The organism is bacterium (genome assembly GCA_028821235.1).
Taxonomy (GTDB): Bacteria; Actinomycetota; Acidimicrobiia; order Spongiisociales; family Spongiisociaceae; genus Spongiisocius.
Genome location: JAPPGV010000143.1, coordinates 29,243 through 53,930, shown reverse-complemented (window position 1 = coordinate 53,930; position 24,688 = coordinate 29,243). Strand labels below are relative to the sequence as shown.

Annotated in this window: 21 protein-coding genes; 10 read left to right on the top strand and 11 right to left on the bottom strand. The window is 65.3% G+C overall.

All coding sequences use genetic code 11. The features are described from left to right. Nucleotides 1–484: 484 nt before the first annotated feature. From OXK16_14685 to OXK16_14675, 3 genes are read right to left on the bottom strand one after another with little or no spacing between them, the layout of a single operon-like run. Nucleotides 485–1,579 (bottom strand): alkaline phosphatase family protein, encoded by a 1,095-nt coding sequence (locus OXK16_14685; GenBank protein MDE0377192.1) that lies wholly within the window; start codon nucleotides 1,577–1,579, stop codon nucleotides 485–487. Further along, the gene (locus OXK16_14680; GenBank protein MDE0377191.1) at nucleotides 1,572–2,495 is read right to left on the bottom strand and encodes a PfkB family carbohydrate kinase; all 924 of its coding nucleotides are present in this window, start codon (nucleotides 2,493–2,495) and stop codon (nucleotides 1,572–1,574) included. The genes OXK16_14685 and OXK16_14680 overlap by 8 nt, the downstream gene beginning before the upstream one ends. After that, nucleotides 2,492–3,031 carry a DUF3830 family protein gene (locus OXK16_14675; GenBank protein MDE0377190.1) on the bottom strand — a complete coding sequence of 180 codons (540 nt, stop codon included), beginning with the start codon at nucleotides 3,029–3,031 and terminating at the stop codon, nucleotides 2,492–2,494. The genes OXK16_14680 and OXK16_14675 overlap by 4 nt, the downstream gene beginning before the upstream one ends. A 42-nt stretch (nucleotides 3,032–3,073) precedes the next feature. On the opposite strand from OXK16_14675, the gene OXK16_14670 reads away from it, so the two are divergent. Then, complete coding sequence (locus OXK16_14670) at nucleotides 3,074–3,295, top strand: hypothetical protein (GenBank protein MDE0377189.1); 222 nt, start codon at nucleotides 3,074–3,076, stop codon at nucleotides 3,293–3,295. Between the two features lie 75 nt (nucleotides 3,296–3,370). Here OXK16_14670 and OXK16_14665 read toward each other — a convergent pair whose 3' ends face one another. Together OXK16_14665 and OXK16_14660 are read right to left on the bottom strand one after the other, a co-directional pair. Further along, nucleotides 3,371–3,580: a hypothetical protein gene (locus tag OXK16_14665; GenBank protein ID MDE0377188.1), complete on the bottom strand. Its 210-nt coding sequence runs from the start codon at nucleotides 3,578–3,580 to the stop codon at nucleotides 3,371–3,373. Between the two features lie 292 nt (nucleotides 3,581–3,872). Continuing rightward, nucleotides 3,873–5,312 (bottom strand): sugar ABC transporter substrate-binding protein, encoded by a 1,440-nt coding sequence (locus OXK16_14660; GenBank protein ID MDE0377187.1) that lies wholly within the window; start codon nucleotides 5,310–5,312, stop codon nucleotides 3,873–3,875. A gap of 478 nt (nucleotides 5,313–5,790) precedes the next feature. Here OXK16_14660 and OXK16_14655 point away from each other — a divergent pair, with 478 nt between their 5' ends. Continuing rightward, nucleotides 5,791–7,521 carry a CHAD domain-containing protein gene (locus OXK16_14655; GenBank protein ID MDE0377186.1) on the top strand — a complete coding sequence of 577 codons (1,731 nt, stop codon included), beginning with the start codon at nucleotides 5,791–5,793 and terminating at the stop codon, nucleotides 7,519–7,521. Nucleotides 7,522–7,684: 163 nt separating this feature from the next. On the opposite strand, the gene OXK16_14650 is transcribed toward OXK16_14655, so the two are convergent. Continuing rightward, complete coding sequence (locus tag OXK16_14650) at nucleotides 7,685–10,075, bottom strand: S-layer homology domain-containing protein (protein ID MDE0377185.1); 2,391 nt, start codon at nucleotides 10,073–10,075, stop codon at nucleotides 7,685–7,687. Between the two features lie 356 nt (nucleotides 10,076–10,431). Between OXK16_14650 and OXK16_14645 the strand changes: the two genes are divergently transcribed. From OXK16_14645 to OXK16_14615, 7 genes are read left to right on the top strand one after another with little or no spacing between them, the layout of a single operon-like run. Continuing rightward, complete coding sequence (locus OXK16_14645; protein ID MDE0377184.1) at nucleotides 10,432–11,382, top strand: nucleoside hydrolase; 951 nt, start codon at nucleotides 10,432–10,434, stop codon at nucleotides 11,380–11,382. Between the two features lie 39 nt (nucleotides 11,383–11,421). Further along, the gene (locus OXK16_14640) at nucleotides 11,422–12,312 is read left to right on the top strand and encodes a sugar ABC transporter permease (GenBank protein MDE0377183.1); all 891 of its coding nucleotides are present in this window, start codon (nucleotides 11,422–11,424) and stop codon (nucleotides 12,310–12,312) included. Between the two features lies 1 nt (nucleotide 12,313). After that, on the top strand, nucleotides 12,314–13,213 hold the full coding sequence (locus tag OXK16_14635; GenBank protein ID MDE0377182.1) for a carbohydrate ABC transporter permease: 900 nt from the start codon (nucleotides 12,314–12,316) through the stop codon (nucleotides 13,211–13,213). 3 nt (nucleotides 13,214–13,216) lie between these two features. Beyond that, nucleotides 13,217–13,627 (top strand): Rid family detoxifying hydrolase, encoded by a 411-nt coding sequence (locus OXK16_14630; protein MDE0377181.1) that lies wholly within the window; start codon nucleotides 13,217–13,219, stop codon nucleotides 13,625–13,627. A 4-nt stretch (nucleotides 13,628–13,631) separates the two neighbouring features. Next, nucleotides 13,632–14,768 carry an SIS domain-containing protein gene (locus tag OXK16_14625; protein MDE0377180.1) on the top strand — a complete coding sequence of 379 codons (1,137 nt, stop codon included), beginning with the start codon at nucleotides 13,632–13,634 and terminating at the stop codon, nucleotides 14,766–14,768. A 36-nt stretch (nucleotides 14,769–14,804) separates the two neighbouring features. Then, complete coding sequence (locus OXK16_14620; GenBank protein ID MDE0377179.1) at nucleotides 14,805–15,341, top strand: hypothetical protein; 537 nt, start codon at nucleotides 14,805–14,807, stop codon at nucleotides 15,339–15,341. Further along, complete coding sequence (locus OXK16_14615) at nucleotides 15,338–15,973, top strand: adenosylcobinamide amidohydrolase (protein MDE0377178.1); 636 nt, start codon at nucleotides 15,338–15,340, stop codon at nucleotides 15,971–15,973. Before OXK16_14620 ends, OXK16_14615 begins: the two co-directional genes overlap by 4 nt. A gap of 72 nt (nucleotides 15,974–16,045) precedes the next feature. On the opposite strand, the gene OXK16_14610 is transcribed toward OXK16_14615, so the two are convergent. Together OXK16_14610 and OXK16_14605 are read right to left on the bottom strand one after the other, a co-directional pair. Continuing rightward, nucleotides 16,046–16,528, bottom strand: a complete 483-nt coding sequence (locus OXK16_14610; protein ID MDE0377177.1) for a DUF4143 domain-containing protein — start codon at nucleotides 16,526–16,528, stop codon at nucleotides 16,046–16,048. Further along, nucleotides 16,503–17,276: an AAA family ATPase gene (locus OXK16_14605; protein ID MDE0377176.1), complete on the bottom strand. Its 774-nt coding sequence runs from the start codon at nucleotides 17,274–17,276 to the stop codon at nucleotides 16,503–16,505. Before OXK16_14605 ends, OXK16_14610 begins: the two co-directional genes overlap by 26 nt. Before the next feature lie 46 nt (nucleotides 17,277–17,322). Here OXK16_14605 and OXK16_14600 point away from each other — a divergent pair, with 46 nt between their 5' ends. Further along, a complete protein-coding gene (locus OXK16_14600; protein ID MDE0377175.1) occupies nucleotides 17,323–17,604 on the top strand; it encodes a DUF433 domain-containing protein in 282 nt (93 codons plus the stop codon). Nucleotides 17,605–17,913: 309 nt separating this feature from the next. Here OXK16_14600 and OXK16_14595 read toward each other — a convergent pair whose 3' ends face one another. From OXK16_14595 to OXK16_14585, 3 genes are all read right to left on the bottom strand, one after another. Continuing rightward, the gene (locus tag OXK16_14595) at nucleotides 17,914–21,081 is read right to left on the bottom strand and encodes a S8 family serine peptidase (protein MDE0377174.1); all 3,168 of its coding nucleotides are present in this window, start codon (nucleotides 21,079–21,081) and stop codon (nucleotides 17,914–17,916) included. 95 nt (nucleotides 21,082–21,176) lie between these two features. Further along, a complete protein-coding gene (locus OXK16_14590; protein ID MDE0377173.1) occupies nucleotides 21,177–22,877 on the bottom strand; it encodes a hydantoinase B/oxoprolinase family protein in 1,701 nt (566 codons plus the stop codon). Nucleotides 22,878–22,994: 117 nt separating this feature from the next. Further along, nucleotides 22,995–24,668 carry an amidohydrolase family protein gene (locus OXK16_14585; GenBank protein ID MDE0377172.1) on the bottom strand — a complete coding sequence of 558 codons (1,674 nt, stop codon included), beginning with the start codon at nucleotides 24,666–24,668 and terminating at the stop codon, nucleotides 22,995–22,997. Nucleotides 24,669–24,688: the final 20 nt, after the last annotated feature.

Genomic DNA, 24,688 nt, shown 5'->3' with positions numbered 1-24,688 from the left:
TTCCCGTGTCAAACCACCCACCCCCACCACTACCCCCATGAAGAATTGGGGCTAGGCATCAATTGATCATGGTGACTAGCGTAGGGGGGAGATGTGGCCGACGGCTACGTTGCTTAGGACTAACTGACGGTCGCGTTCGAGAGGGTCCCGTATTCGCCCGCCGCCGGTGTAGCAACGGAGCGTGTAGCCTTCGTGGAGGGCCTCCGGTTGATCTTGAACCCTCGGGTTTGGGGGTTCGTACGTCGATAGCGACCTCCGGGGGCGCTCCGCGCCTACCGCCGAGAGACCCAGGCGGAGTTGCGGGAGGGTACGAACCAAGAGCTCATCTCGGTGTCGGTTGTCATCATCGCTGGGCTGTTCACGACCGATATCCACCCGTGCGCGATTCAGAATCCGGGGTGGTGTCATCGTTGCCTGGCAGCCCCGAGAGGTGGGGTACCGCAAGACGAGAGTACCGTTGCGACCATTGGTCGGGTTGGTGGTTCTAGGCGACTAGTAGGGGGATCAGTAGCTCGTGGGGCGTGATCCCGCCGTGGTGGCCGACGTAAGGGCTCGGGAGGTATTGGGGGAAGATGACCGTTCCCGGCAGGGCTAGGAGGGCCGCGGTCGGGAATTCGGTGAGGGCCGGGTGTGGGGGTCCTCCACCTAGCCATCGGCGGAGTTGTTCGGCGCTGACGAACTGGGCGCCCGTCCGCCGAGCGATCCCGTGTACTGGTTCGAGGGGCCCGCGAAACATGAGTAATCGGCCGTCTCCCCACCATTGCAAGCCGTTGGCGAGGTTCTCGTCCAGGTACATCTTTCTGTCGGGTGGGATGTCGCAGTGGCCGTGGTCGGCTGATCCGATGAGGGTGGTGTCGAGTGGCAGGGAACGTCTGAAGTGTTCCCACACCTGGCCTGTTTGGGAGAGGGCGGTGCTGTACGCCTGTGATCGTTGCCGGTAGGCGTGGGCAGCTGTGTCCACGGGGGCCGTGTACACGACGGTCAGGGTGCGGTTGCCGTCGCTAGAGAGGGCCGGCGGCCGGATGTCGAAGGGGGATGAGTATCCGTGGCGTTCGGCTCCACGGCAGAGCATATTGCTCACGGGGGTGTCCAGGAGCTCGGTGGGTTGGAAGATCATTGTTCTGACACCGGCTGCGCTGAGGCGCTCGGGCAGGTTGGGGCTGGGATGGAAACCGACCGGGTCGAGGTCGATGGCCTGTCCCGTTGCCATGTCCACCCACTCCAGCATGTTCACGACCGTGCGGAGGGTGGGCATCCACTGGGTGTAGCCGATCACTCCGTGCTGCATGGGCGCCAGTGCCGTGGTCACCGAGGAGAGCCCGACCGAGGTGGTGGTGGGGAACGGCGCGGTCAGGGCTGCTCGACGGTGCTGGCGCAGGGTGGCGGCGGCGGGGTGGGCGAGTTGCTGATCGCCGAGGCCGTCGATGATCAGCAGGAGGTAGTTCCGCGTGTGGGGGATCAGATCGGCCAGTTCGGGGCGCAGGCCTCGGGTCGGGGAACGGCCGGTGAGGCGGACCTCCAGTTCGGCTGCAAGGTTCGCCAGGTTGACGCCGTCGTAGGAGGGTGTCGGGTCATCCATCGTCCGGGTCCGTCTGGTCCTTTCGAGTACTGCTCGATGTCCTTGGGCCGGGCTTCGACGGCAGACCGTCGAGAGCTGCGACGGTGCCGGCATGCTGGACCATGTGCGCTCCGGCCCGCACGGCCACTTGGGCCGCTTCAACGGCGCTGCGACCCTGGGCGACGGCTGCCGCGAACGCACCGCAGAACGCGTTGCCGGCTCCGGTCGTGTCCGTAGGTCGATGGACCGTCTGAGCCGGAACGAACGTCACGTCGGTAGCGGTGGCGACGACGCATCCTTCCTGGCCGAGCTTCACCGCGGCCATCCGGGCGCCGGCCGCGACATAGTCCCGGGCCGCCTGCTCGTGGTCCGGCCCGGCGATGCATTCGCTCTCCAGCGCGCTGGGGAGGAAGGCGGTGCTTTCGGGTATGAGGTTGGTGTAAGCGTCCGGGTCGGCGGCGGCGTCGTCCGTGTGCGGGTCGAGGACGATCATCGACCCGGCCCCGGCTGCGAATGCGATCCACTCGGCCTGGTATCGCACGGGTATGGGCGCGATGTGCACGCACTGGTCCGGCGCGAGATCCGACGTGAAGTCGCTTGGCTGCGGGCACGTGCCTTCATAGTCACCCGAACCGGGCTCCCACTCGTACACCGTCTCCCGGGCGGCTGACACGTAGACGCGCTCGTGGATGCTCGGGGCGGCCACCTGCTTCACTTCGAGCACCAGGCCGCGTTGCTGCAGCTGGGCGAGCGTATCCGGATCGATGCCTGTGCCGGCGCGGGCGACGAGTCCCGCCCGGGCTCCCGCGTAGGCGACTCCGACGCATGCGTAGGCGGCCCCGCCGGCCAGGAGCCCCCTGGCCCTCGGCTCGCCCTCGACGTAAAGGTCGTCGATCATGATGAGCCCGACGGACCAGACGTCCGGCCAGGGCGTCACCGGGTGGTGTCCGGTTCGAGCCGGATCGTCTTGGCTCCCTCCTTGAGGGTTCGCTTGGCGAGAATCTCAAGTCGATCGAGGCCGTCCGGATCGCGCATGTAGGCGAAGGCGTTGCTCGGCAGGTCGCCGACGTAGGAGCGGACGATGCACCTTCTGCCGTAGGCGATGATGCAGGCCTTGTCGGGGGTCAGGACGAAGTCGCCCTGCGACAGGTACACGGTGAGGTTCTCGGGGTGGACGAGCGGGAGGCCGTGGACGACGACCCCTTCATCCGTGACCCCGTCGGATCCTGCCCCGCCCGGCACCGTGTCGATCGCCAACTCGGCGTCGATGGGGAAGAAGACTCCTTCGCCGGAGCACGTGATGTGCATGAGGGTTGCTTCCAGCGGGAGCACGTCCCTGATGGCGGACGCGGTCCGGCTCGCGACGTCGAATCTGAGCACGGCGGTCGCCACGAACTCATCGTCGATGAACACCCGGAGTCCGCTGCCGGGTTGCGACATTGACGCCTCTATGCCTCTGTCCACGGGGCTCATGGATCGTTACTCTATGTAGGGATCCCGACGGATGGAGAGGCAGTGGGTTCCGGGGACTGGAGTCGCCTCGACGAGTCGGACGCTCCGGTCGATCCCGGTTTCGACTTCTCGGTGTACGACGATGCCTTCCTGTCCGCCGAACGCACGTTGCAGCGGCAACTCGCATCCGGGGAACCCCCGCCTGTCGCGCTGGGGCCCGACGACCTGCCCGCGATGATCGAGGCGTTACGCGCCGAGTCGGGGGGTCGGGACGCAGCACCGTAGGCCCGGATGGCTTGGCAGATCGACGGAGCGGCGCTCGGACCTACTTACGGTTTCACCAGGCTCGGGACCCGGAACTCATCGCAGTACCGCGATGATGAGACCGGCGACGGACGCCATAGCCGCCAGCAGGACGCCGGTCATCCACATCGTCTCCCGAGACCGTGCCTTGTTCGATTCGTTGATGTATTCGGCAATACGCAACAGGGCCTTTGCCTGGTCCGCACGTAGTCGCTCGTTGAGGCGGTCGGTGTGTGCGTCCACGTAGCTTTGGGTGGCGGTAGCCATCGACGATGTTCCTTCCTGAGACCGGCTGACGATCCATCGTACCGCGCCCGGGCGTCAAGGGCCGGACGGTTCACCTGACACACACGTGAGTATTTCACGGTTGCCGATATAACACGACTGTCGAGGACCGAAACCGTGGGGTCTCCGTGCCCGTATGGACTCTCCGGTTCGTCGAGGAGCAGCGGGCGCATGTGCGCGCACGCTCGCCTTGCCTGTGCGAACGCCTCACCCCGCATGCCGCGACGGGCGGTGCCGCCGGAGCATTGCGGGGGTCAGCCTTTAGCGGCTCTTGCTAGCCGCAGTAGCGGGCCAGGATCGGGTCCAGTTGGGCCACGGCCGAATCCATGGTCTCCTGCGCGTCGGCGCCGAGGGCGATGTCACCGAGGGCGGTGGTCACGATCTGCTCGTACTGGGTGAACGCCGGAGTCGGGGGCCGCGGTTGCCCGGCCACTGCGAGCGACTCGGCGAAGATGCTCTGCGGGTACACCTCGAAGAACGTCTGCAGATCCAGGATGGACTGGCGGACCGGCAGGGACTGGTAGTTGTCCGAGTACTTCTTGGACTGCTCCGGGTTGGTGGCGAACATCACGAACGCGGCGGCCTCGTCGGGGTACTTCGTCTTGGCGCTGACGCCGACCGTGACGCTACCCGTATGGGTGAACGGCGTGTTGAAGTAGGGCACCGGCGTGATCCCCCACTCGAAGTCGGCGTTGGCCTCCAGGACTCCCGCCACGAAGGGGGGCTCCAGGCCGAACGCCGCGGTCCCGTCGAGGAGGGCGTTCGGGATCCCGACCTTCGGCGTGATCTCCCACTCGTTGAACATCTTGGCGTAGAACTCGAGCCCTTCGATCGCCTCAGGCGTGTTCAGGTACCCGTCCACCGTGCATCCGTCGTCGGATATGGCCCAGAAGGTGCGGTAGGCGGACGAGTCCATGGCAGCATTCGGATCGCCCATCGACCTCGTCATGATGAGGTCCCGGTAGGCGAAGCCGGGCGTGCCGTCGCCGAAGGCCGACGGGGCCAGGCCCCACTCCGCGATCCCCTCATCCTGGATCTTCTGGAAGGCCGCCACGGCCTCCTCCCACGTCCAGGCCTCCGAGATGTCCTGCGGCGGGTTGATGCCCGCGGCGTCGGTCATGTCCTTGTTGTAGAAGAGGGCCATGGCCGACTGCTCCAGCCCGGGCGAGTACAGCACGCCCTGGTAGCTGTGCTCGGACCGGGTGGCGAAGAGGATGTCGTTCAGGTGCTCGTCGCTGATGTAGTCGTCGAGGGGCAGCAGCATCCCGGCCTCCGCGTAGGACTGGGTGAACGGCCCGTCGTAGAGGAGGATGTCGGGGGGATCGTCCGACGTCGCCACGATGCTGATCTTCTCGTACAGCTGGCCGAACGGCACTTCCTCGACCGCGATCTCGACGCAGGGTTCCACTTCCTTGTAGTCGGCGATGGCGATGTCGAGCGTGTCTCCCTGCCAGCGGAGCAACCGGAGCGTGATGATCTCGTCACAGGCGTCGGGGTCCTCCGCAGGAGCGGCCTCGGGCGCGGCGGTGGTGACCGCGGCTTCTTCGGGTTCCTCGGGAGCGGGTTCGGGAGCAGGCTCGGGCGCGGCGGTGGTGACCGCGGCTGCTTCGGGTTCCTCCGGAGCGGGTTCCTCCTCTGCTCCGCACGCTGACATGACCAGCGCTAGCGTCAATGCCGCGAACGCGGCGGCTCTCCATTTGCTCTTGCTCCACATGGCCCTGGGCCCTCCCTTGATTCGTGCCTGTCCGCCTGGCGCGGACCGTCACTACCTGGCAATACCTCCTATCGAGCGTGATAGCGGATCGAGGAGCCCGACGAGAACGTTGCGAACGGCTTCGGGAGCGATCCCGCGTGGGAGTGCTCGGGGAACGCAGCTTCCCGTCGGATCGGCTGGGATGCCTGCCATCATCTCTCGATCAAGGATGGGTCAACCCTAACCCTGGCCCGAGATCGGCGTCCACTGGTTTTCTTAGCATTCCGGATGTGCTGGGCGGATCATGGCCATACATGGGGATCCGGCTGCGTGGGTTTAGGTGGAGGCAATCGGCTCCGGACCGTCGTTGTCGGCATTACACGCCAACCCACGTTTCGCGGCCGGATGGGCCCTCTGTTCAGCGCTGAATACGCGGTCAAAGTAAGCTGTATGCCCCTGGATCTTGAACCAGGTACGTGTCGAAACAGGAGACCACACCATGGTCTCACGGCTGGGATCAGTCCCGGAACCACCGGGAGACGGCACGCCCGAGGAGGACGCGCCTTCTCCGCTCGAGGCGGCTCACTCGGAGATCGAAGCGAAGTTCCTGATCGAAGACGCCGCGCACGTTGAGGATCTGATCGACTCTCTCGACTCGTACGACGTGCAGTCCGCCTTGACCGTGGACATCGTGGATGACTACTGGGACACTCCCGGTTGGCATCTGTTCAGGGCGGGGTGGGCGTACCGGTGGCGCGACCGCTCGGGCGACAAGAGCATGACCCTGAAGTCCAACAAGCTGCGGGACGGGATCGTGCAGAAGCGCGAGGAGGTCGAGCGCCGGGTCACGGCCTTTCCGCAGGACGGCAGCCACCCTCTGGTTGCCGAGCATGTCGCCGACCGGTCCGGCGGTCTCCGGTCGGGGGACCTGCGGAAGCTCTTCCGCGTTCGGACGCACCGTCGCCTGTTCGACATCCGGCTGCCCGATGGTGCGCTGGTGGAACTGGGGATCGACCGGACGACCATCACCACCGACGGCCCGGTCAAGAAGCCGGCGCCGGGCCGCATGGCGTTCGTGGAACTGGAGATCGAGCTGAAGGAGGGTGGGGAGGAGTCGCTACGGCAACTGGCCGCGGAAACGCAACAACGGTTCGGCCTTCTGGCCGCCCGCCTCAGCAAGTTCGAACGGGGACTGCAGACCGCGGGCCTGTCGCCCCCGCGGGCTCCGGGAACGGTGTTGCTGGCGAGCACCCAGTTCGTTCTGGCGTTGCGGGAACGGAAGCCCGCGCCGTCCGATCCGGCCATCCACCTGGCTTACGGCCGCTTGCTCGAGCAGTTCGAGGAGATGATCGCCCAGGAGCCCAGGGCCTGGGAGGGTCTGGACCCCGAAGGCGTGCACAAGATGCGGGTGGCGACGCGCCGCCTCCGTTCCGCGCTGCGCGCTTTCAAGAAGGTGCTGCCCGCCTCGATCCGCTCGTTCAACGGCGAGTTCAAATGGCTCGCGGCCACGCTCGGCGGTGTGCGGGACCTCGACGTCGCCATGGGGAACCTCCCGGGCTTCCTGTCCGAGATTGCCCCGGAGGATGCTGCGCACCTGGACGACTACCAGCAGTATCTCGCCGACCGGTGGCAGGAGGAGCGAAGGCGTTTGCTGACCTGCCTGACCAGCCGGAGGTACGGGCGTCTGAAGGCGGACTTTGCGCAATCGCTCGAACGGGGTCCGTCCGCGCGCACCATGGAGGCCTTGGGTTCGGTCACGGTCGGCGACGGCGCGCAGCTGCTCATCGGTAAGCGCTACCGGGGTGTGGTGCGCCGTGGTCGTGCGATCACGTCCGCGTCCAGGGACGAGTCGCTGCATGCGCTGAGGATTCGATGCAAGCAGCTGCGTTACCTCCTCGAGTTCTTCCGGCCGGCCTATGGCGGGTTGCTGAAGGCGGAGACCAGGCGGCTGAAGAAACTTCAGGATGTGCTGGGCGAGTTCCAGGACGCATGCGTTGCCGGCCAGTTCCTTCGCCGCTACGCCGAAGGCTTACCCATGCGCAGCAGCAACCGAGGCCAGCTCATCGCATTGGGCCAGTTGATCGGCGGCCAGAACCGTCAGGCTGCGATGCGCCGGGCCGACTTCGCCCAGGCGTGGGAGCGGTTCGATTCCACCGGTGGTCGGAAGGGACTCGTCGCCCGCCTGGCGGAGAGCGGGGCCGACGTTACGGCGAACGAACCCAGGGACTGACTCCCGGACTCGTTGCCGATACCCGGAACGGACTGAACACCGCAGCGGGAAGCCTGGGACGCCGAGAACGCGAAAACACTCATACTTGACGGCCAACTATCCCCACCGTGTGACACCCAGGGGCGCACCACAGCCTGCGCAATACCCGGTGAGGCTCAGCGATCTAGTTGTTGAGCGTCTGCGCCAGGCCATCGGTTCTGAAAGTAGCCCGACCCCCGGTCGCTTCGAAGAAGTTCTCTTCGGAGGACTCATCCGCACCGATGAAGCTGAACCAAGCTATGTCGCTACTCAAGCTCTCGAGCAGCTTCGAATCCACTGTCGGATTCTGCTCATCCAACAGCAGAATCACTGCGGCCCTGAACTCACGTTGGGAGCTGGACACATGAGGAACCCGTCGCCCGTATGCAGCGATGACATCGGTTACGGTGAACGGCTCTATCCGGGTTGCAGAGAACACCCCAGATTCTTGATCGACCCACGCTCCATCAACGGCGACCCAAAAGTCAGGTACCTCTTCTGAAGGAATGAGACCTGCGAAGTAGAGCTCTAGTGGGCCATACGTGTAAGACCATTCCTGTTTGTCGGCACGGAACTGGCCATCTCCGAGATCGACGATCTGGTCGAAAGAAGAAGAGAACTCTCCACCAAACGCCCCGAAGATGTTGCTGAAGTCAGCAAAGTGTGAACCGTGCGCGAGGGGATGGTGGCCGTAGGCAGCCCACCTATGCATCACCTCGTGCAGAATGATACCCCGAAACCACCAGGGTTCACTGAAGTATGGGACTCCGTGGAGTTTCCCGGCTGATCCAAATTCGTTGCTATACGAGTATAGCGCTTGCCCAATCCCCTGTATATCATTGGCTACGGGGATATAATACCCACCGGCACCTATCTCAGACTCACCATCAATATTCACAATCACCAGAAAGTCAAAGTCATCTTCGAAATGGCGGTAGAAGGTCGACGTGTAGGCCAGGAGTCCTGAACCTTTTGCTACCGGCAATACAACCAGATTGTCGTTGTAAATCAATGGGCCATCTTCAACGGTCAAATCGCCGTCGCCAAGGGCGTAGCCGTGATGATAAACTTGGACACCCCTGGCTTCGAGAATCGGAATGAGTGTGTGGACGGACCGACGACTGAGAGGGTTCTCCGCCACATTCAGAGTCCGCAAGCTGTGGAGACGTAGAATCGGCGATAGATCATGGATCTCGTTATCAGAAAGCTGAAGGGTCTCGAGTTGAGGTAGGTCCGTCAGTCCTGAAAGGTCAGAAACCTGAGAACTGAACAGCGTAAGGTGACGCAGCCGTGCTAGACCTGACAGCGGTGATAGGTCGAGGTTATTGCTATCGATGCCGTTCAACTCAACCGTCTCGACAGCGTCCAGGTCACCAAGTTGAGGTGGCAGTTCGCCCGCGAGACCATTGTAATGTTGTACCAGTCGAACGACTCGGCCGGTGTGGTCAGTGGTGACTCCGTACCAATTCCCCAAGGGTTCGTCTGTAAGCCAGTTGTCGTTGACGTGCCAGTTGGGTCCGTCGGTGGCGTGATACAACGCAACAAGCGCGGCTCTATCCGACTCCGGCGAACCCGGGAACATTGCGTCGGACCCGGGCGCTTGCCGGGCAGCGGTCAGGGTGCCGTCGTTGATGGCTTTGAGCAGCACCATCATGTCGGCACGGGTGAAGTCCTCTGACTCCTCGGCTTGAAGGATCTCGTCGTAGAAGCGTTCCATGAACACGACCGCGTGCCGCTTGATGAGAGGCCGCTGCGGTTTGAACGTGCCATCGGTGTAGCCGGCGGTCACGCCGACCTCGACCGCCCATTCGACAGCCTCGAAGGCGTAGTGGTCCGGCGCCACGTCTGAGAAACGCCGGCTCGCTCCCTGTCGTGAAGGCGACTCGGCTGCGGTGCCGGACCCGGTCCCGCGGATGGTGCCGTCGTTGATGGCTTTGAGTAGCACCATCATGTCGGCACGGGTGAAGTCCTCTGACTCCTCGGCTTGAAGGATCTCGTCGTAGAAGCGTTCCATGAACACGACCGCGTGCCGCTTGATGAGAGGCCGCTGCGGTTTGAACGTGCCATCGGTGTAGCCGGCGGTCACGCCGACCTCGACCGCCCATTCGACAGCCTCGAAGGCGTAGTGGTCCGGCGCCACGTCCGGGAACCCGGTCGATACCACCGTTGTGTTGGTGGTTGTTGTCGCGCCGGCGGTCTCGATGAGCCAGGTGCCGTCGGCTTGCTTGGAGGCCTTGAAGTTGTAGGTGACTCCGTTGAAGGTCGTGCCGCGCATGTCGATACCCGTTCCGGAGGCGGCGAAGATGAAGTGCCCCCAGCCGGCGTCATCGACCGAGAACTCCTGAGTCGTGCCTGGGTAGGTGCAACTCTCCCCCGGACCCACCACCAGGCCCGCGTAGCAGTCGTCGCCGGACTGCGCCGCTGCGACAGCACCCACAGCCAACACCGCGACCACACTCGATGCCGCAACCCATCGCTTGAGAATCAACGCGGACAGCATCCTCAGTCGTCCGAGTCCGGCGAGCGCGTCGGCCACTGGAACGCGGACCGCGCTTCGGAAAAGGGCTACAAAGAGCTTGCGCCCGGTTTGGGTGGTCAGTCAACTTAGCCGCTTCCCTCATCGGGTTTAATAGTTGATACTACTATACGGTTCGGTGAGGAAGCCACGCAGCCGTGTCCGGCCCCGGTCGCTGACACGTTCGGAGGCGGCGATGAGAAGCCCCCGTATCCGATCAAACACCGACCGGAGCTACCGACTCCAAGGCAACCGAAAGGAGACCACCCCACTGACCGCGCAGTTCTTAACCGGCCGATACAGCGCAGTTTTTCGACCGGCCTTGACGGCCTCGAGGGTGATAGCCTCCCGGAGAGATTTGTCGGGTGGAGGGGCGAGTGTCGGAAGATCTGATCATCGATTGCGACACGGGTTCCGACGATGCGATAGCGCTGCTGGTGGGCGCCCTCCATCCGGACCTGAACCTGATCGCGGTCACCACGGTCGCCGGGAACTGTCCCGTCGAGATCACCACATTGAACACCCTCAAGGTCCTCGAGAGCGCCGCCATCTCCGGGGTCCCCGTGTACCGGGGGGCCGACGGTCCTCTCATCGGCCAGATCGACCGTAGCGCGGGTTGGCCCCAGGATCTGGACCTGCCGGAGCCGTCGATCGCGGCCGAGCCGGTGCATGCGGTCGATTTCCTCGTCGAGACATTGGCGACCGCGGAGACTCCGATCACGCTTGCCGCGGTCGGCCCGCTGACCAACCTCGCCCTGGCGTTCCGGATGCGTCCGGGGATCGTCTCGAACATCGAGCGGATCGCGATCATGGGGGGCGGCATCGCGGTCAGCAACATCTCGGCCAGCGCCGAGGCCAACATCTACTGGGATCCCGAAGCCGCCGACGTCGTGTTCCGGGCGGGCGCGCCGATCGAGATGTTCCCCCTGGACGCCACCCACATGGCCCCCGTCACCTCCGGCGACGTGGCCCGCTGGGCCGAAGCCGGGACCCCGGCCGCCCTGACCGCCGCCGCGTTCCTGCCGGAACGGATCCACATGTACGAGTCGAGGATGCCCGTCGAGGGAGGCGGCGCTCCCGTGCACGATGCGCTGGCCGTGGGCGCATTGGTCGATCCGGATCTGGTGAGGTTCGAACGGGCCAATGTCGAGATTGAACTGCACGGGACCCTCACCCGGGGCCGCACGGTCGTCGACCAGCGACCGCACACCTTCCTCGCCTCGCAACCCAAGAACGCCCGGGTGGCGGTCTGGGCGGATCGCGAGCGTTTCCTCGACTTCCTCTCCCGGATCTTCCACTCCCAGGAGTCCGGGGACGACGACAGATGAGGTAGGCGCAGCAGACCTCCACGCCGCAGGGGAGCCGACATGGCCAAGGTAAGAACGAAGACCCGGTACTCCCGCTTCACCACCGTGGCCGGCTTCCTCGGGCCGTTCCTGGTGTTGCTGGTGGTCTTCCGCCTCATACCGATCGCCGAGGTGGCACTGACGAGCCTGCAGTATTTCAACCTGCTCCGCCCCGACGAGCGCCTCTTCATCGGGGTGGATAACTTCGTCAGGCTGGCGTCCGATCACAGGTTCCTGAAGTCGATGCAGGTCAGCGCCACCTTTGTGGTGGGCATGATCGTCCTTCAGATCCCGCTGGCGCTGGGGTTGGCGCTCGCCCTGCGCGGCTCGCAGCGGGGAATCCGCCGCATCCGCACGATCGTGTTCTCCCCCGTCACGATGTCGATCGTGGTGGTGACGGCGATCTGGCGGCTGCTGCTGGACCCGGCCAACGGCATTTTCAACGGGGTGCTGGAACGCCTCGGTTTCGAGGGTCTCGACTTCATCACCAGCACGTCGCAGGCGCTCCCGTCGCTGATGCTGATGATCATCTGGTACCAGATCGGGTTCACGATGATCCTGTTCGTGGCCGGCCTCCAAGCCATCCCAACGGTCTATGCCGAGGCCGCCGCGGTGGACGGCGCCGGACCGTGGCAGCGGTTCCGGTTCGTGACCCTCCCGCTCCTGTCGCGAACCACCGTGTTCGTGGTGGTCATCATCACGATCTTCAGCTTCCAGCAGTTCGCCCCGGCCTACGTGATGACGCGTGGCGGGCCGAGCGACAGCACGTTGTTCGTGGTGTACTACCTCTACCAGCAGGCTTTCAGCTTCCTGGACCCGGGCTACGCATCGGCGATAGCCGTGGTCTTCCTCGCCACGGTGCTGGTGGTGGCGCTCCTCCAGCGGCGGCTGCTGTCGAGGACGGACGCCTGAGATGGCCGGGCTGAAGCTGATCAGGCGCCGGCGGCGGGAGGCGGAGCAGGCGCCGATGCGGCTGAGCGCTCCGGTGCCCGGATACCTCCGGGTGGCGCTCGGCATCGCCGTGGCGCTGGTGTTCATCGCCCCGGTGTGGTGGGTGGTGGCGGCGTCGTTCAAGCCGCAGTTCGCCATCTTCCGTGACGCCGCGCCGGTCACCGCCGCCACGTTCCTCCCGTTCGACGCCACCCTCGACAACTACCGGGAGGTGTTCGGCCGCCTCGGCATGGGTCGGGCACTGATCAACTCCACCATCGTGGCCGTATCCCAGGTGATCCTGACGCTGGTCCTCTGCTCGACGGGCGCCTACGCGTTCTCCCGCCTGCGGTTCCCGGGGCGGAGGGTGCTGTTCATCATCATCCTGGGAACGCTCCTGGTGCCCTTCGAGTCGATCCTCATCCCCATGTACCTGATGGCGAGCCGCCTCGGGCTCGGGGACATGCTGCCGGCCGTTTTCCTGCCGGAGATCGCCAGCGCCTTCGGCCTGTTCCTGCTGCGGCAGGCCTTCGACGACGTCCCCCGCGAGCTCGACGATGCCGCCCTGGTCGACGGGGCGTCCCACTTCCGGGTCTACTTCGATGTCCTCCTCCCGAACATCAAGCCGGCCCTGGCGACCCTGTCGGTGATCACCTTCCTCTGGTCCTGGAACGGTTTCCTGTGGCCCCTCGTGATCATCCAGCGGCCCGAGCTGCAGCTGATCCAGGTGGCCCTGGCCCAGACGGTGGTTCCCGGCGAGCTGCCCAACTGGGGGGCGATCCTGGCCGGCGCGACGATCGCCACGGTCCCGGTCCTGATCCTGTTCCTCCTCCTGCAGCGATACATCGTCCAGGGATTCACCGAAAGCGCGATGAAAGGATGACCGATGAGCCGGACAGCCGTTGACCTCCCGCTCTATCCCGGGTTCGAGGGCCCGTACTCGCAGGGCGCCGCCGGGGGCGGCATCCTGTACACCTCCGGCCAGCTCCCGTTCGACCCGAAAGCCGGGAGGATCGTGGACGGCTCGGTGGAGGCACAGGTGAGGACCTGCTTGGAGAACATCGAACGGATCGTCGTGGCCGGAGGCTCCGACATGGACTCGGTCATACGCTGCTGCGTGTTCGCCCGCCGCTACACCGACTTCCAGGCGGTCAGCCGGGCCTACGCCGAGGCGTTCGACGAGCCCTACCCGGCCCGGACGTTCATCACAGTGGCGGACCTCCCGGAAGGGGTCGACGTGATCATCGAGGCCGTCGCGTTCGTGCCGGAACCCGGCCGGCCATCCGAGGATGAATGAGAGGATGAAAGTGGCTACCTCAGACCGGACGACGAAGACCGAACACACGGAACTGCACATGTGGCGGGAGATCCACCGCCAACCGGAGGTAGCGGCCCTGAATCTCGATAACGAGGATGGGCTCGGGAGGGCGGCAGCGTGGATCGCCGAGCAGGGCCCGAAGCATCTCCACTTCGCGGGGTGCGGCGACTCGCGGTTCACCGGGAAAGTGGGCCGCTACGCGATGTCCCGGTGGGCAGGGATGCCGTCGGCCGTACACCAGTCGTTCGACGCCCACTCCTACCTGCTGGAGGAGATCAGCGGAGGGATCCTCCTGGCCTACTCCAACTCCGGGGAGTCCCAGTCGACCGTGGCCTGTGCCGAAGCCGCCGCGATCCGCGGTGTCCCGGTACTCGCCGTCACCGGCCACGAAGGGTCGCGGCTGGCGCGGCTGGCCGACCACGTCCTGGTGACCACCCTGCCCGAAGCACCGGTCGCGGCGTCGCACACCACGAGCCACACCGCCATGATCGCATCGACCCTGGGCCTCGCCGCCCGGGTCGCCGCGATCCGGTCCAGGGAAACCACCTCGATCGACCGGGCGCTGGCGAGCGCGCCTGCCGCGATGCGCGACACGATAGAGATGGCGGGACCGAAGGCTCAGGAGACAGCAGCACGGCACAGGTCCAGGGACCGCTGGGTACTGCTCGGCGCCGGTCCGCATCACGCCACCGCTCTCACCGGGGCGGCGAAGCTCTACGAGACGGGCTACGTACCGGCGATATGCGAGGCCCTCGATGAGTACGCACACGAGCAGATGTTCATCCTCGAACCGGGGGACCCGGTCCTGGTGGTGACATCGCGAGGGCTATCGCACCGGAAGGCGGTGGAGATCGCCGACGGTGTCTCCGACCTGGATGGCGACCCGGTCATCGTCTCGGAACTCGAGCCCTCGGACCTTGGTGGCCATCGGGTACTCCCGGTCGCGCCGCTAGCCGAACCCGTCGAGGAGGTAGCCGCGCTGACCCACCTAATGCCCTTGCAGCTCTACGCGCTCCACCTGGCGCTCGCCCGGGGACAGGACCCGGACCGCGTCAGGTACTTCGCGGTGAACATGCGCCTGATCGGCCAGGGCAAGACAATACAGGACGCCGATCTGTAGGTCTGTCCGGGAAGACCCGTCGATAGGATCGTTGCGATGGTCGATCGCTCTCAAGACATCGATGGCTTCCGGAACTGGGCTGTGGGGAACCTCGTCGACAATGCCACCAGGGGGTGGTTTGCAGAGTGGCTGGTCGGCGAAGCGCTCGGCATTATCGGCGACGGCGACACTCGCGCCGAGTGGGACTCGGTCGATCTGCGGTACAGAGATCTCAAGATCGAGGTCAAGGCCTCCGGTCTCAGCCAGAGCTGGAATCGTGAGAACCGGTCGACGCCGAACTTCCGGATCCCTCCCCGCAAGATGGCCTGGGACGCGGCTACCGACACATGGGAGAGTTGCGATCCGCCCAGGCGGGTTGCCGACGTGTACGTGTTCTGTCTTCATCGAGCAGTGCCGGCGACGAACGAGAACGTTGCCGATCCGGCTCGCTGGACCTTCTGGGTGATCCCGACAGCGAGGCTCGACGACCAACTCGGCGCCCAGAAGACCGTGCGGGTGTCAACGCTCGACAGCCTCACGACGCCCCAGCGATGGTGCGAACTGCGAGACGTTATAGATCGTTGTGGCAGGTGAGCCGTCTGGTCGACCCCCACCTGGTCCCTGCAACCGGCGAGCATCGAGGGGTGCTGGTGTGGCGGTGGGGAACTCCGGTGTCGGTACTGTCGTCGGCGCCCGTGGGCGGTGGACCGGGTGTGGCGGAGTGGGTGCTCAACATTGGCGTCAGATCGGACTACGACCGCACCGACCTCTCCGACCATGCCGATGAAGTGGCGGCCGAGTTGGATCTGCGGGGAACCGGGGTGGCGATGTTCACGGCGGTGGACCTGAGCCGCCGGCAACGCAGCACCGCGGTAGGGGTGGTGGTGGACGCCACCGTGGGGATCAGCCATCCCACCTGGGCCGCCGGAACGCCTGCGACTGAGACGCCCGCGGCGGGAGGCACGATCAACCTCGTGGTGCAGCTGCCTGTCGCACTGGACCCGGGGGCGGCAGTGAACGCGGTGATCACAGCCACAGAAGCCAAGGCCCAGGCGTTGGCAAACCGAGGGATACCTGGGACCGGGACCGCCACCGACGCGGTCACGATCGTGTGGCCGGCCAAGGCCGCTGCGGAGCGGTTCGCCGGTCCGCGGTCACCGTGGGGCAGCAGGATCGCTCAAGCCGTCTACCAGGCAGTACGGGCTGGAGCTGAACGAAGGAGTTGAATACGAAGCCGGGGCCTGCCGGAACTCGACCCGTTCGCGGGCATGGTGGTACCTAGCCGGAAGCGGCGCCGACTATGCCCACAGGGTGGAGATGGGCGCCGCCAGTATGCCGTCACCCAGTTCGAAGGTGTCCCGGCCCGTGTGGAGCACAACACCGCCCGCGAAGCGGTCCTGCATCGTCTGGGCCAGCCACGACAGGTGGCGGGCGTGGGAGCTCCCGACGCCGGCCGCGGCTTTGATCTCCACGCCGACGATCCGCCCGCCGGCCAGTTCTGCGATCACGTCCACCTCCCGGCGGCCGTCGTACTCGCGCAGGTGCGAGAGCCGGTAGCGGGTGCTCGACACGGCCGCTTGGGCCTGCAACTGGGCCACCACGAACGTCTCGATCATGGTGCCGAGCAGGTCGCCGCTGGCCAAGACATCGTCGATGCCGACGCGCAGGATTCCCCCGAGCAGGCCGGAGTCGACCATGTAGCGCTTGGGCGCCCGGGTGAGGCGCTTGAGCCGGTTGGTCGCCCAAGCCGGTAGTTCATTCACGACCGTCAGGTCCCGCAACAGCGCATCGTACGACAGGGCTGTCTTGCGGCTGATACCGGCCGCGTCGTAGACCGTCTTGTGCTGGACCACCCGTCCGGAGTTGATCGCGTAAGCCTCCAGGTAGCGCTGCAGCCGGTAGGCATCGGGTTCGGGCGCCGAGAGTGCGGGCATCGCGCAGGGCGATCTGGTCGGCATAGCTCTCGAGCCATGCTCGGGCGCCGCGGTCGCTCAGCTCGAGCGCAGGCTCGGGGAACCCGCCGCGGAGAGCGAACTGCAGATACGATCGAAGATCGACCGGAGCTCCCGGGGCGCCTTCCGGCCAATCGCCCTCCGCAATGCGGTCTATGAGCGGACGCACGGGCCGATGCTGTTGCTCGGCCACGGTCATCGGGTGCATGCGCAGCATGACGACCCGGCCGGTGAGAGGCCAGAACCGGTCGCCCGGGTCGGTTCGGGCTGATCCGGTGATGAGGAAGCGTCCGGGTCGCCGGTCCGCGTCGATGGTCCGCTTGACGGCGCCGAGCACCTCCGGCACCATCTGCCACTCATCAAGCAGCACGGGCTCGGCACGGCCGCGCAGTGCAGCATCGGGGCTGGCGCGGAATGCGGCGGCCTCGTCGGAGTCCAGGCGGACGACACTGCTGACGAGACGGAGGGCGGTCGTGGTCTTGCCGCAGGCGCGCGGCCCCACGACCATGACGGCCGGAAGCTCTCCGAGGTACTCCTCTAGGAGCGTGTCGACGAGGCGGGAGACGTAGCCCTCCATGAGGGAAGTCTAGCAAATCGGAGCTAATTCCCGGTCACACACGTTATTGATTCCCGTTTTCACACATTGTCTGACCACTGCTGAGGAGCTACTGAATCCGATCGAGTTCGGTTCCGACCTCCACGCTTCCATCTGGCGGCCGGCGAAGGGGGTGTGGCTCAACCCCAGAGTCCAGGCGGGCGCGCCGTGTATCGATGGAACCCGGGTTCCCACAAGACTGGTAGCCGACCTCGAAGCGGTGGGCGACCACATCGAGGACATCGCAGACGACCTGAGCCTGAACATCAACCAGGTACGCGCTGCCCTCCAGTACGAGCTCGCTGCCTGAGCGTCGAAGACAGCGGCGTAGACCTCCCCGACCTTCGCCTCCTATTCGATGAGAACCTTCCTCGGAGAGTGGCCGGTGCGCTGCGGGAACTCGGATACAGCGTGAGCTATGCGGGGCACGAAGGAGACGGCGCTCCTCCTCGAGGCTCCTCCGACCAGACGATCATCGAGTATGCCCGATCTACCAACCAGGTAGTGGTCACCTCGAATCACGACATGATTCTGCTCTGCCTCGAACAACCACAGCCGGTAATCTGGTTGGATCCCCACGGGAGTCAGATCACTCGGGATGAGATGGTCATTCTTGTGTTCAGGGCGGCGCGTGAATGGGAAGCCATGTTGCAGAGCGCGACCGGAGATCGCCTTTCGTCAAGGTGACCGTGGGGCGATCTGCATCCGGGGTACCGAATGTACCGGCGGGCACATCGGTCTCGCCGTCGTCGTTGCGGCCCCAGCATTCCACCGACCCGTCCACACGCAGCCCGCACGAATGATGTCCACCGGCGGAGACCTGGGTGAACGAACCTGACGGCGCTGTGGCCTGCCCGAGCTGGTTGTTGCCCCAGCATTCCACCGACCGGTCGGTGCGCAGCCCGCACGAATGGGTGAGACCGGCGGAGACCTGGGTGAACGATCCGGACGGCGCTGTGGCCTGCCCGAGCTGGTTGTTGCCCCAGCATTCCACCGTTTCGTCGGTACGTAGCGCGCACGAGTGATGTCCACCGGCGGAGACCTGGGTGAACGATCCGGACGGTGCTGCCGTCTGCCCTTCCGCGTTGTTGCCCCAGCACTCCACCGTTCCGTCGGTACGGAGCCCGCATGAATGGAAGCCGTTGGCGGAGACCTGGGTGAACGATCCGGACGGTGCCGTCGTCTGCCCGGACCGGTTGTTGCCCCAGCACTCCACCGATTGGTCGGTTCGCAGCCCGCATGAATGTTGCACGGCCGCGGAGACCTGGGTGAACGATCCGGCCGGTGCGGTCGCCCGCCCGAGCACGTTGCGGGTCCAGCACTCCACCGTTCCGTCGGTGCGTACCCCGCATGAGTGCTGCGCAGCGGCGGAGACTTGGGTGAACGATCCGGCCGGTGCGGTTGCCTGTCCTTCCGCGTTGTTGCCCCAGCATTCCACCGTTCCGTCGGTGCGTACCCCGCATGAGTGCACCCAACCGGCTGAGATGACGCCGGCGGTAACTCCGGCCCTCGGTGTGGTGGGCTGTACGGTGGCGGTGGTGGTGCCTGGCCAGGTGAGAGTGTTGGACCTGGCCGTGCCGTGGGCGTTGGAGACGACTACCCATACTTGTTCGTCTGGATACCCGTACCAGCATCCTCCGTCACTCCAGTTCGTGGAGGTCGGCCAGTGCCATGTGGCTGTGTGCCAGGGTTGCTGGGGGTCGCGGCTCGACCAGCAGGCCACGGTGTAGTCACCTTCGAGGGCGTTCTGGAGGGTGATGTCCAGATTCCGGCAGTGTGGGGAGCTGCAGCCGGGCTGGCCTTGGGCGCTGTCGCCGGCGGCCAGGATGACCGCGGCCTGATCACCGCCGACCGCGGGAATAGTTTCGGGCAGGCTCTCGCCGGTTATGAGCCGGTGGAGTTCTCGTATCGCCGCGGCCGGGTCCACGATGCCGTGCCCGAGGTCATCGGTCCTGCCTTGGCCTTTGTCGTCGGCGGTTGTGTACAGAGCGCTCATGATCTGGTTTACAGTCGCTTGCGGGTATCGGGCCTTCATGTGAGCGACCACCGCGGAGACCACGGGCGCCGACATGGAGGTCCCGGACTCGACCTGTACCTGGCATGTCGTAGTCGAGGGGCATGGATCGTCGGGTCCGGCTGTATAGGCGCGGACGGTGGAAAGGATCCTGTGACCCGGTGCGGCTATATCGACATCCGAGTTGGAGGTGCTGAATGCGGCCCGATTACGGTCGGAGTCCGTCGCTGCCACGGCGATGACCTCAGGATACGAAGCTGGGACCCGATCCTGGTTGTGCGCTGCACAACCTTGGTGCTCCCATCCGAAGGCGTGATTACCGTTCGCGTCCGTCCATTGAGTGTTGTCGCCGCAGTTACCCCCCGACGCGACGACAACCACGTTCTGCATGGTCGCTACGCGGATCGCCCACTGCAGGGTATCGGTGCCGATCGCCTGAGCCACCTTGGTGATCACTATCGGAGCATCTATGCCCGGATAGTCTGCTTCTGGGTCCGCGCTGAATGACAAGTTGATCACATCAGCACGGCCAAGCCGGGCCAGGTTTACCGCCTGAGTGAAAGTAGGAACGATATTGGCACAGTGAACATCCTTCGTTCCCCCGAAAAAGGTCTTTACCGGAAGGATCTCGGCGTCCGGTGCCACACCTGCCACATCGTGGCTGTTGCCCTGCTCGGCGGCGACGATTCCTGCCACATGGGTACCGTGGTCACCATACGGATTGCTATGACAGGGATCGCCTGAACGCGACACGTTGTTGCTCAGGTCACGGTGCTTACCGTCCACACCATCGTCGATCACCGCCACGCTTACGTGGCTTCCCGACGGCCACCCACTCCACAGTTCGTCAGCAGCCAACTCCGGTAGATGCCACTGTTCCAGCGAGGGATCATCAAACTCGAAAATATGTGATGTGTCCGGTACAAGGCGCGTCACCGGCCGACTCACCGCGAACACCGTCGGATCCGACACGAACCCGGCCCGCACCTCCTCGACCGTGCGGCCGTCGAGCGGCACGTATTCCACGAACGCGCAGCCCCTATCAATACGAGCCACCTCGACCACATCGTCGTACGACGCCGGCAGATCCACCTCAGGACAGGCCGCCTTCGGATCCAGCGTCGCCACCGCCTCCGCCAACCGTTCCAGGTCGAGACCCGACAACGACGGCGTCACAAATGGGTCGAACCCCGCCGACTGACTGTCGACCCACCTGATCGCCCGGGCAAGGAAAGACGCCATCTGCGCCCGGGTGGTCCTGCCGCCAGGACAGAACCGGGCAGGATCGGTAGCGCATCCCGCGGTGACACCGGCCGCGGCGAGGCGGTCGATCGACCCCGCATGTACATTGCCGGCCGGCACATCGACAAACCCGGCCGGCGCTGCTCGGGGCATGTCGAACGCCCGAACCAGAAACGACGCCATCTGCCCACGTGTGACGGTCTGGTCCGGACAGAACCTCAGAGGATCTACCGCACAACCGGTCGTCACACCCAATTCGGCCAGCCGAGCGATGAACCCCGCCTCAGTGTCGGTAACCTCGACATCCGCGAATGGGGACACGGCCGGGCGGGTCGGCTCCGCCCCGTTGTCGAGAACCCGGACCAGCCACACCGCGAACGTGCGACGGCTAATTGCCTCACCCGGACAGAACCTTCCCTCACCACAATCCGTACCCTCCAACACACCCCGCGCCGCCAAGAACACCACATTGTCGTAATGAGCGTCCCCCGTCCCGATGTCAACGTACCCGGCATCGGTCTGAGCTGACAAAGGTGACGGAACCACCGATACCATCGGCAAGACCAGCACCACAGCCAACACAGCCCGCACTGACGCGGAACCGCCCAGTCGCACGCGCCTGCCCGTCACTGAAGGTGCCCACCTCTTTTCGACCGTCTTCGGTCCCGGGAGTTCTGCGGGTGGTGGCGCTTGGCATAGTCGGGGGAGATGTGGCCGTCGGCCAAGTCGGCTTGGACGGCTTGGGGATCACGTTCGAAGGGGTCGCCGTATCCGCCTCCGCCGCCGGTGTAGCAGCGGACGGTGTCTCCTTCGCGAAGGGGCATGCGGTTGGTCTTCAGGCGGCGGGTTTCTCTGGGGGTTCCGGAGTTGATGACGACTTCGGGGGGTGCTCCGCCCAGGCCGCCGAAGAGGCCCCAGGCGGGGTTGCCGGAGCGTTCGAACCAGAGGCTCATCTCGGTGTCGGTGGTCATCCGGTACTCGCGGATGATGCCGTTGCCTCCCCGCCAGCGGCCGGGGCCGGCGGAGTCCTGGCGGTATCCGTACTCGGTGATCAGGGCGGGGAACTTGGACTCGAACACCTCGATGGGCATGTCGTGGAAGTTGCCGGACAGGGTCCAGATCATGCCGTCCTCGCCGTCGCGGCCGTGGGAGGCGCCCCATCCGCCCACGTGCGGTTCGTTGTCGAGGAAGAGTTCGTCGGTGCGGGGGTTGATGCCGGTGAACTGGAAGATCATGCCGTCGCCGTAGTGGGCGGCTGGGACGGTGTCGGGGAGGGCGGGGGAGAGGGCCGAGCAGATCAGGTCGATCATCAGGCCCAGGGGGGTGAAGTAGAACTGGCAGGCGGCCGGGGACCGGGCATGGAGGATCGATCCGGGCCGGGTCTTCACCTCCAGGGGCCGGAACGTGCCTCCGTTGACGGGGTGATGGGAGTTGAACAGGTACTTGAACGCCAAGCGGCAGGCGGACAGGGTCTGCACGGCCCCGCAGTTGATGGGGCCCTGGCCGGGTCCGTCGGCCTCGGTGAGGTCGAAGAGCAGGCGCTCGCCCTCCACGTTGATCCTGACCTTGATGCGGACCGGGTCGTCCCCCACCCCGTCGGAGTCCAGGAAGCCCTCGGCGGTGTACTCGCCGTCGGGGATGGCTCGGATGGCTTCGCGGTCGAGCTGCTCGCTCTGGCGGAATATCTCCTCGGCGGCAGCCTCCACGGTGTCCCGCCCGTAGCGGTCGAAGAGGGCTCCCAGGCGGTGCTCGCCGATCGAAGCCACCGCGAACTGGGCGGTCATGTCGCCGATGGCGGAGCGGGGGAAGCGCACGTTGGCCTCGATGATGTCCCAGATGTCCTGCACGGGCTCGCCGTTTCTCACCACCATGGTGGGGGGCAGGCGGACCCCCTCCTGGAAGATCTCGACCGAATCCATCGGCACTCCCGGGTCCTTGGCGCCGATGTCCAGCCAGTGGGCCCGGGAGGCGGCGAAGCCGGCCAGGTCGCCCTGGTAGAAGATGGGGGCGAAGACCGTAACGTCGTGCATGTGGGTGCCGGTCAGGTAGGCGTCGTTCATGATCCAGATGTCGCCCTGGCCCCATACGGACCGCCCGAACATCTCCTCGGTGGCGAGGGTGCAGGCCTCCAGGTTGCCCAGGAACAGCGGGACTCCTGACGACTGGCCCAGGACCCGGTGCCGGCTGTCGATCAGCGCCACCGCGCAGTCCTTCGACTCGTAGATCACCGGCGTGTAGGCGGAGCGGATCAAGGCCGCGTTCATCTCCTCGGCGGCCATGATGAAGGCGTTACGGAGGATCTCGATCGTGATCGGGTCGGGTTTCATGCCGGTGGAACTCCGATGTCGGGCAACCACTTGCTTGGAGTGGAGCGGTACCGCCGCCACTCGCCTCACCGTAGCCCCGGAACCGGGATGTCCTGCAATCTCCGGGTTCGGGACGGGTCAGAGTTCGTACTTCTCGCCTTCGAAGACCGTTGCTCGTATGGGGATATCGCGGAGGGATTCGACGTCCACCTGGTAGGGGTCTGCGTCGAGGATGGTGAAGTCTGCTCGCTTGCCCCAGCGCAACGATCCGATCTCGTCTTCGAGTCCGAGGACGTACGCGGCGTTGGTGGTGATGGCTCTGAGCGCCGCGTCGAGGGAGGCCCGCTCGTTCGGGCCCATCAGCGCGCCGGATTCGGTGAGACGGTTGGCGGCGACCCAGGCGTTGTTGAGGGGTTTCGCCGGTGCCATCGGGAAGTCTGAGTGGACGGCGAACCGTACTCCTGCACGCTCGAGGGAGCCGAGCCTTGAGATCTGGGACGCCCGTTCGTATCCGAGGGTGTGGGTGGCGAAGGCTTCGGAGAGTTCGTATACGTAGTAAGCGTTGACCGAGGCGACACCCCCGACGGCGGCGATACGGTCGACCTGTTGCGAGGTCGAGATGCCGAAGTGTTCGAAGGTGAAGCGGTGATCGAAGCGGGGACGTTCGCGCTGGAGCTTCTCGAGGGTGGACAGGGCCAGTTCGACGCCGAGGTCTCCGCTGCAGTGCACATGTATCTTCAGGTCGGCGTTCCAGAGGATCCGGGCGATCTGTTCGAACCTCTCGGGGGGTGTTATCCATTCTCCGTGACGACCGTCGAGGTGGCCGGGGGGCTTCAGCATCAACAACTCTGCGAAGAACCCGCCGTCGGCGAAAAGCTTGACGTGGTCGCTGAACCGCAGGCGGTGGGTGTTGCGCGTTGGATACGCCAGGACGTCCTCGAGGAATCTCCGGTCGCTTCGTACGTCGCCGTCCGGTCCCGCGGCGTAGGCCATCAGGTGGATCCGGAACGGCGTGTCCGGCTGTTCCATCACCGCCAGCAGATGTGCCCACTCCTCTTCGAATCCGTAGAAACCGAAGGCGGCGTCGCCGATGGTCGTGTGGCCACCATGGTGGATGACCTGGCGCATCCGGTCCAGCCCGTTGCGGAATCGGTCTGTCCCAAGGATGAAGCTGCGGAGGTGGTGCAACGCCACGTCCAGGCCCGTCTCGAAAAACCGGCCCGCCTCGAGGTCGATCTGGGGGTGGCGGCCCGTCGTGGCCGTGTCCAGGTCCATCCACCGCAGGCAGGCGTCGTTCACCACCAGCGAGTGGTATCCCCGGTGCCACACCACTATGGGACGGCTTGTCGAAATCTCGTTGAGGGTGCGCCGGTCGATGTCGCCGTGCCATATGGGGTGATGGCCGAACGCGAACAGCGGTTCGGCGGACGCCAGGCCGGCTTCGATGTCGACCAGACGGGCTCGGAACTGCTCCTGGTCATGTACGGGTTCGATTTGCTCTCCCAGGAGATCCCACCCCACCGCCGTCGTGAAGTGCATGGGCAGCAGCATCGCGGCCATGGAGGGATGCAGGTGGGGATCGATGAACCCCGGCATGATGCACCGGTCCCTGAACGTGTCGTCAACCTCGTAACTGCGCGATTCAAGCCATGGCCGCATCGTCTCCAGTGTCCCGACCTCGACTATGCGACCGTTGCGCACCGCGACCGCTTCCACCACGGGCAGCGACGGTTCCATCGTTCGCACCGTGCGAGCCAGGAACACGGTTATCTCAGCCATGTAGTCCTCGCCATCCCCGGTGGGTCGCGCCACTCCTCAATCCGATCGGCCTA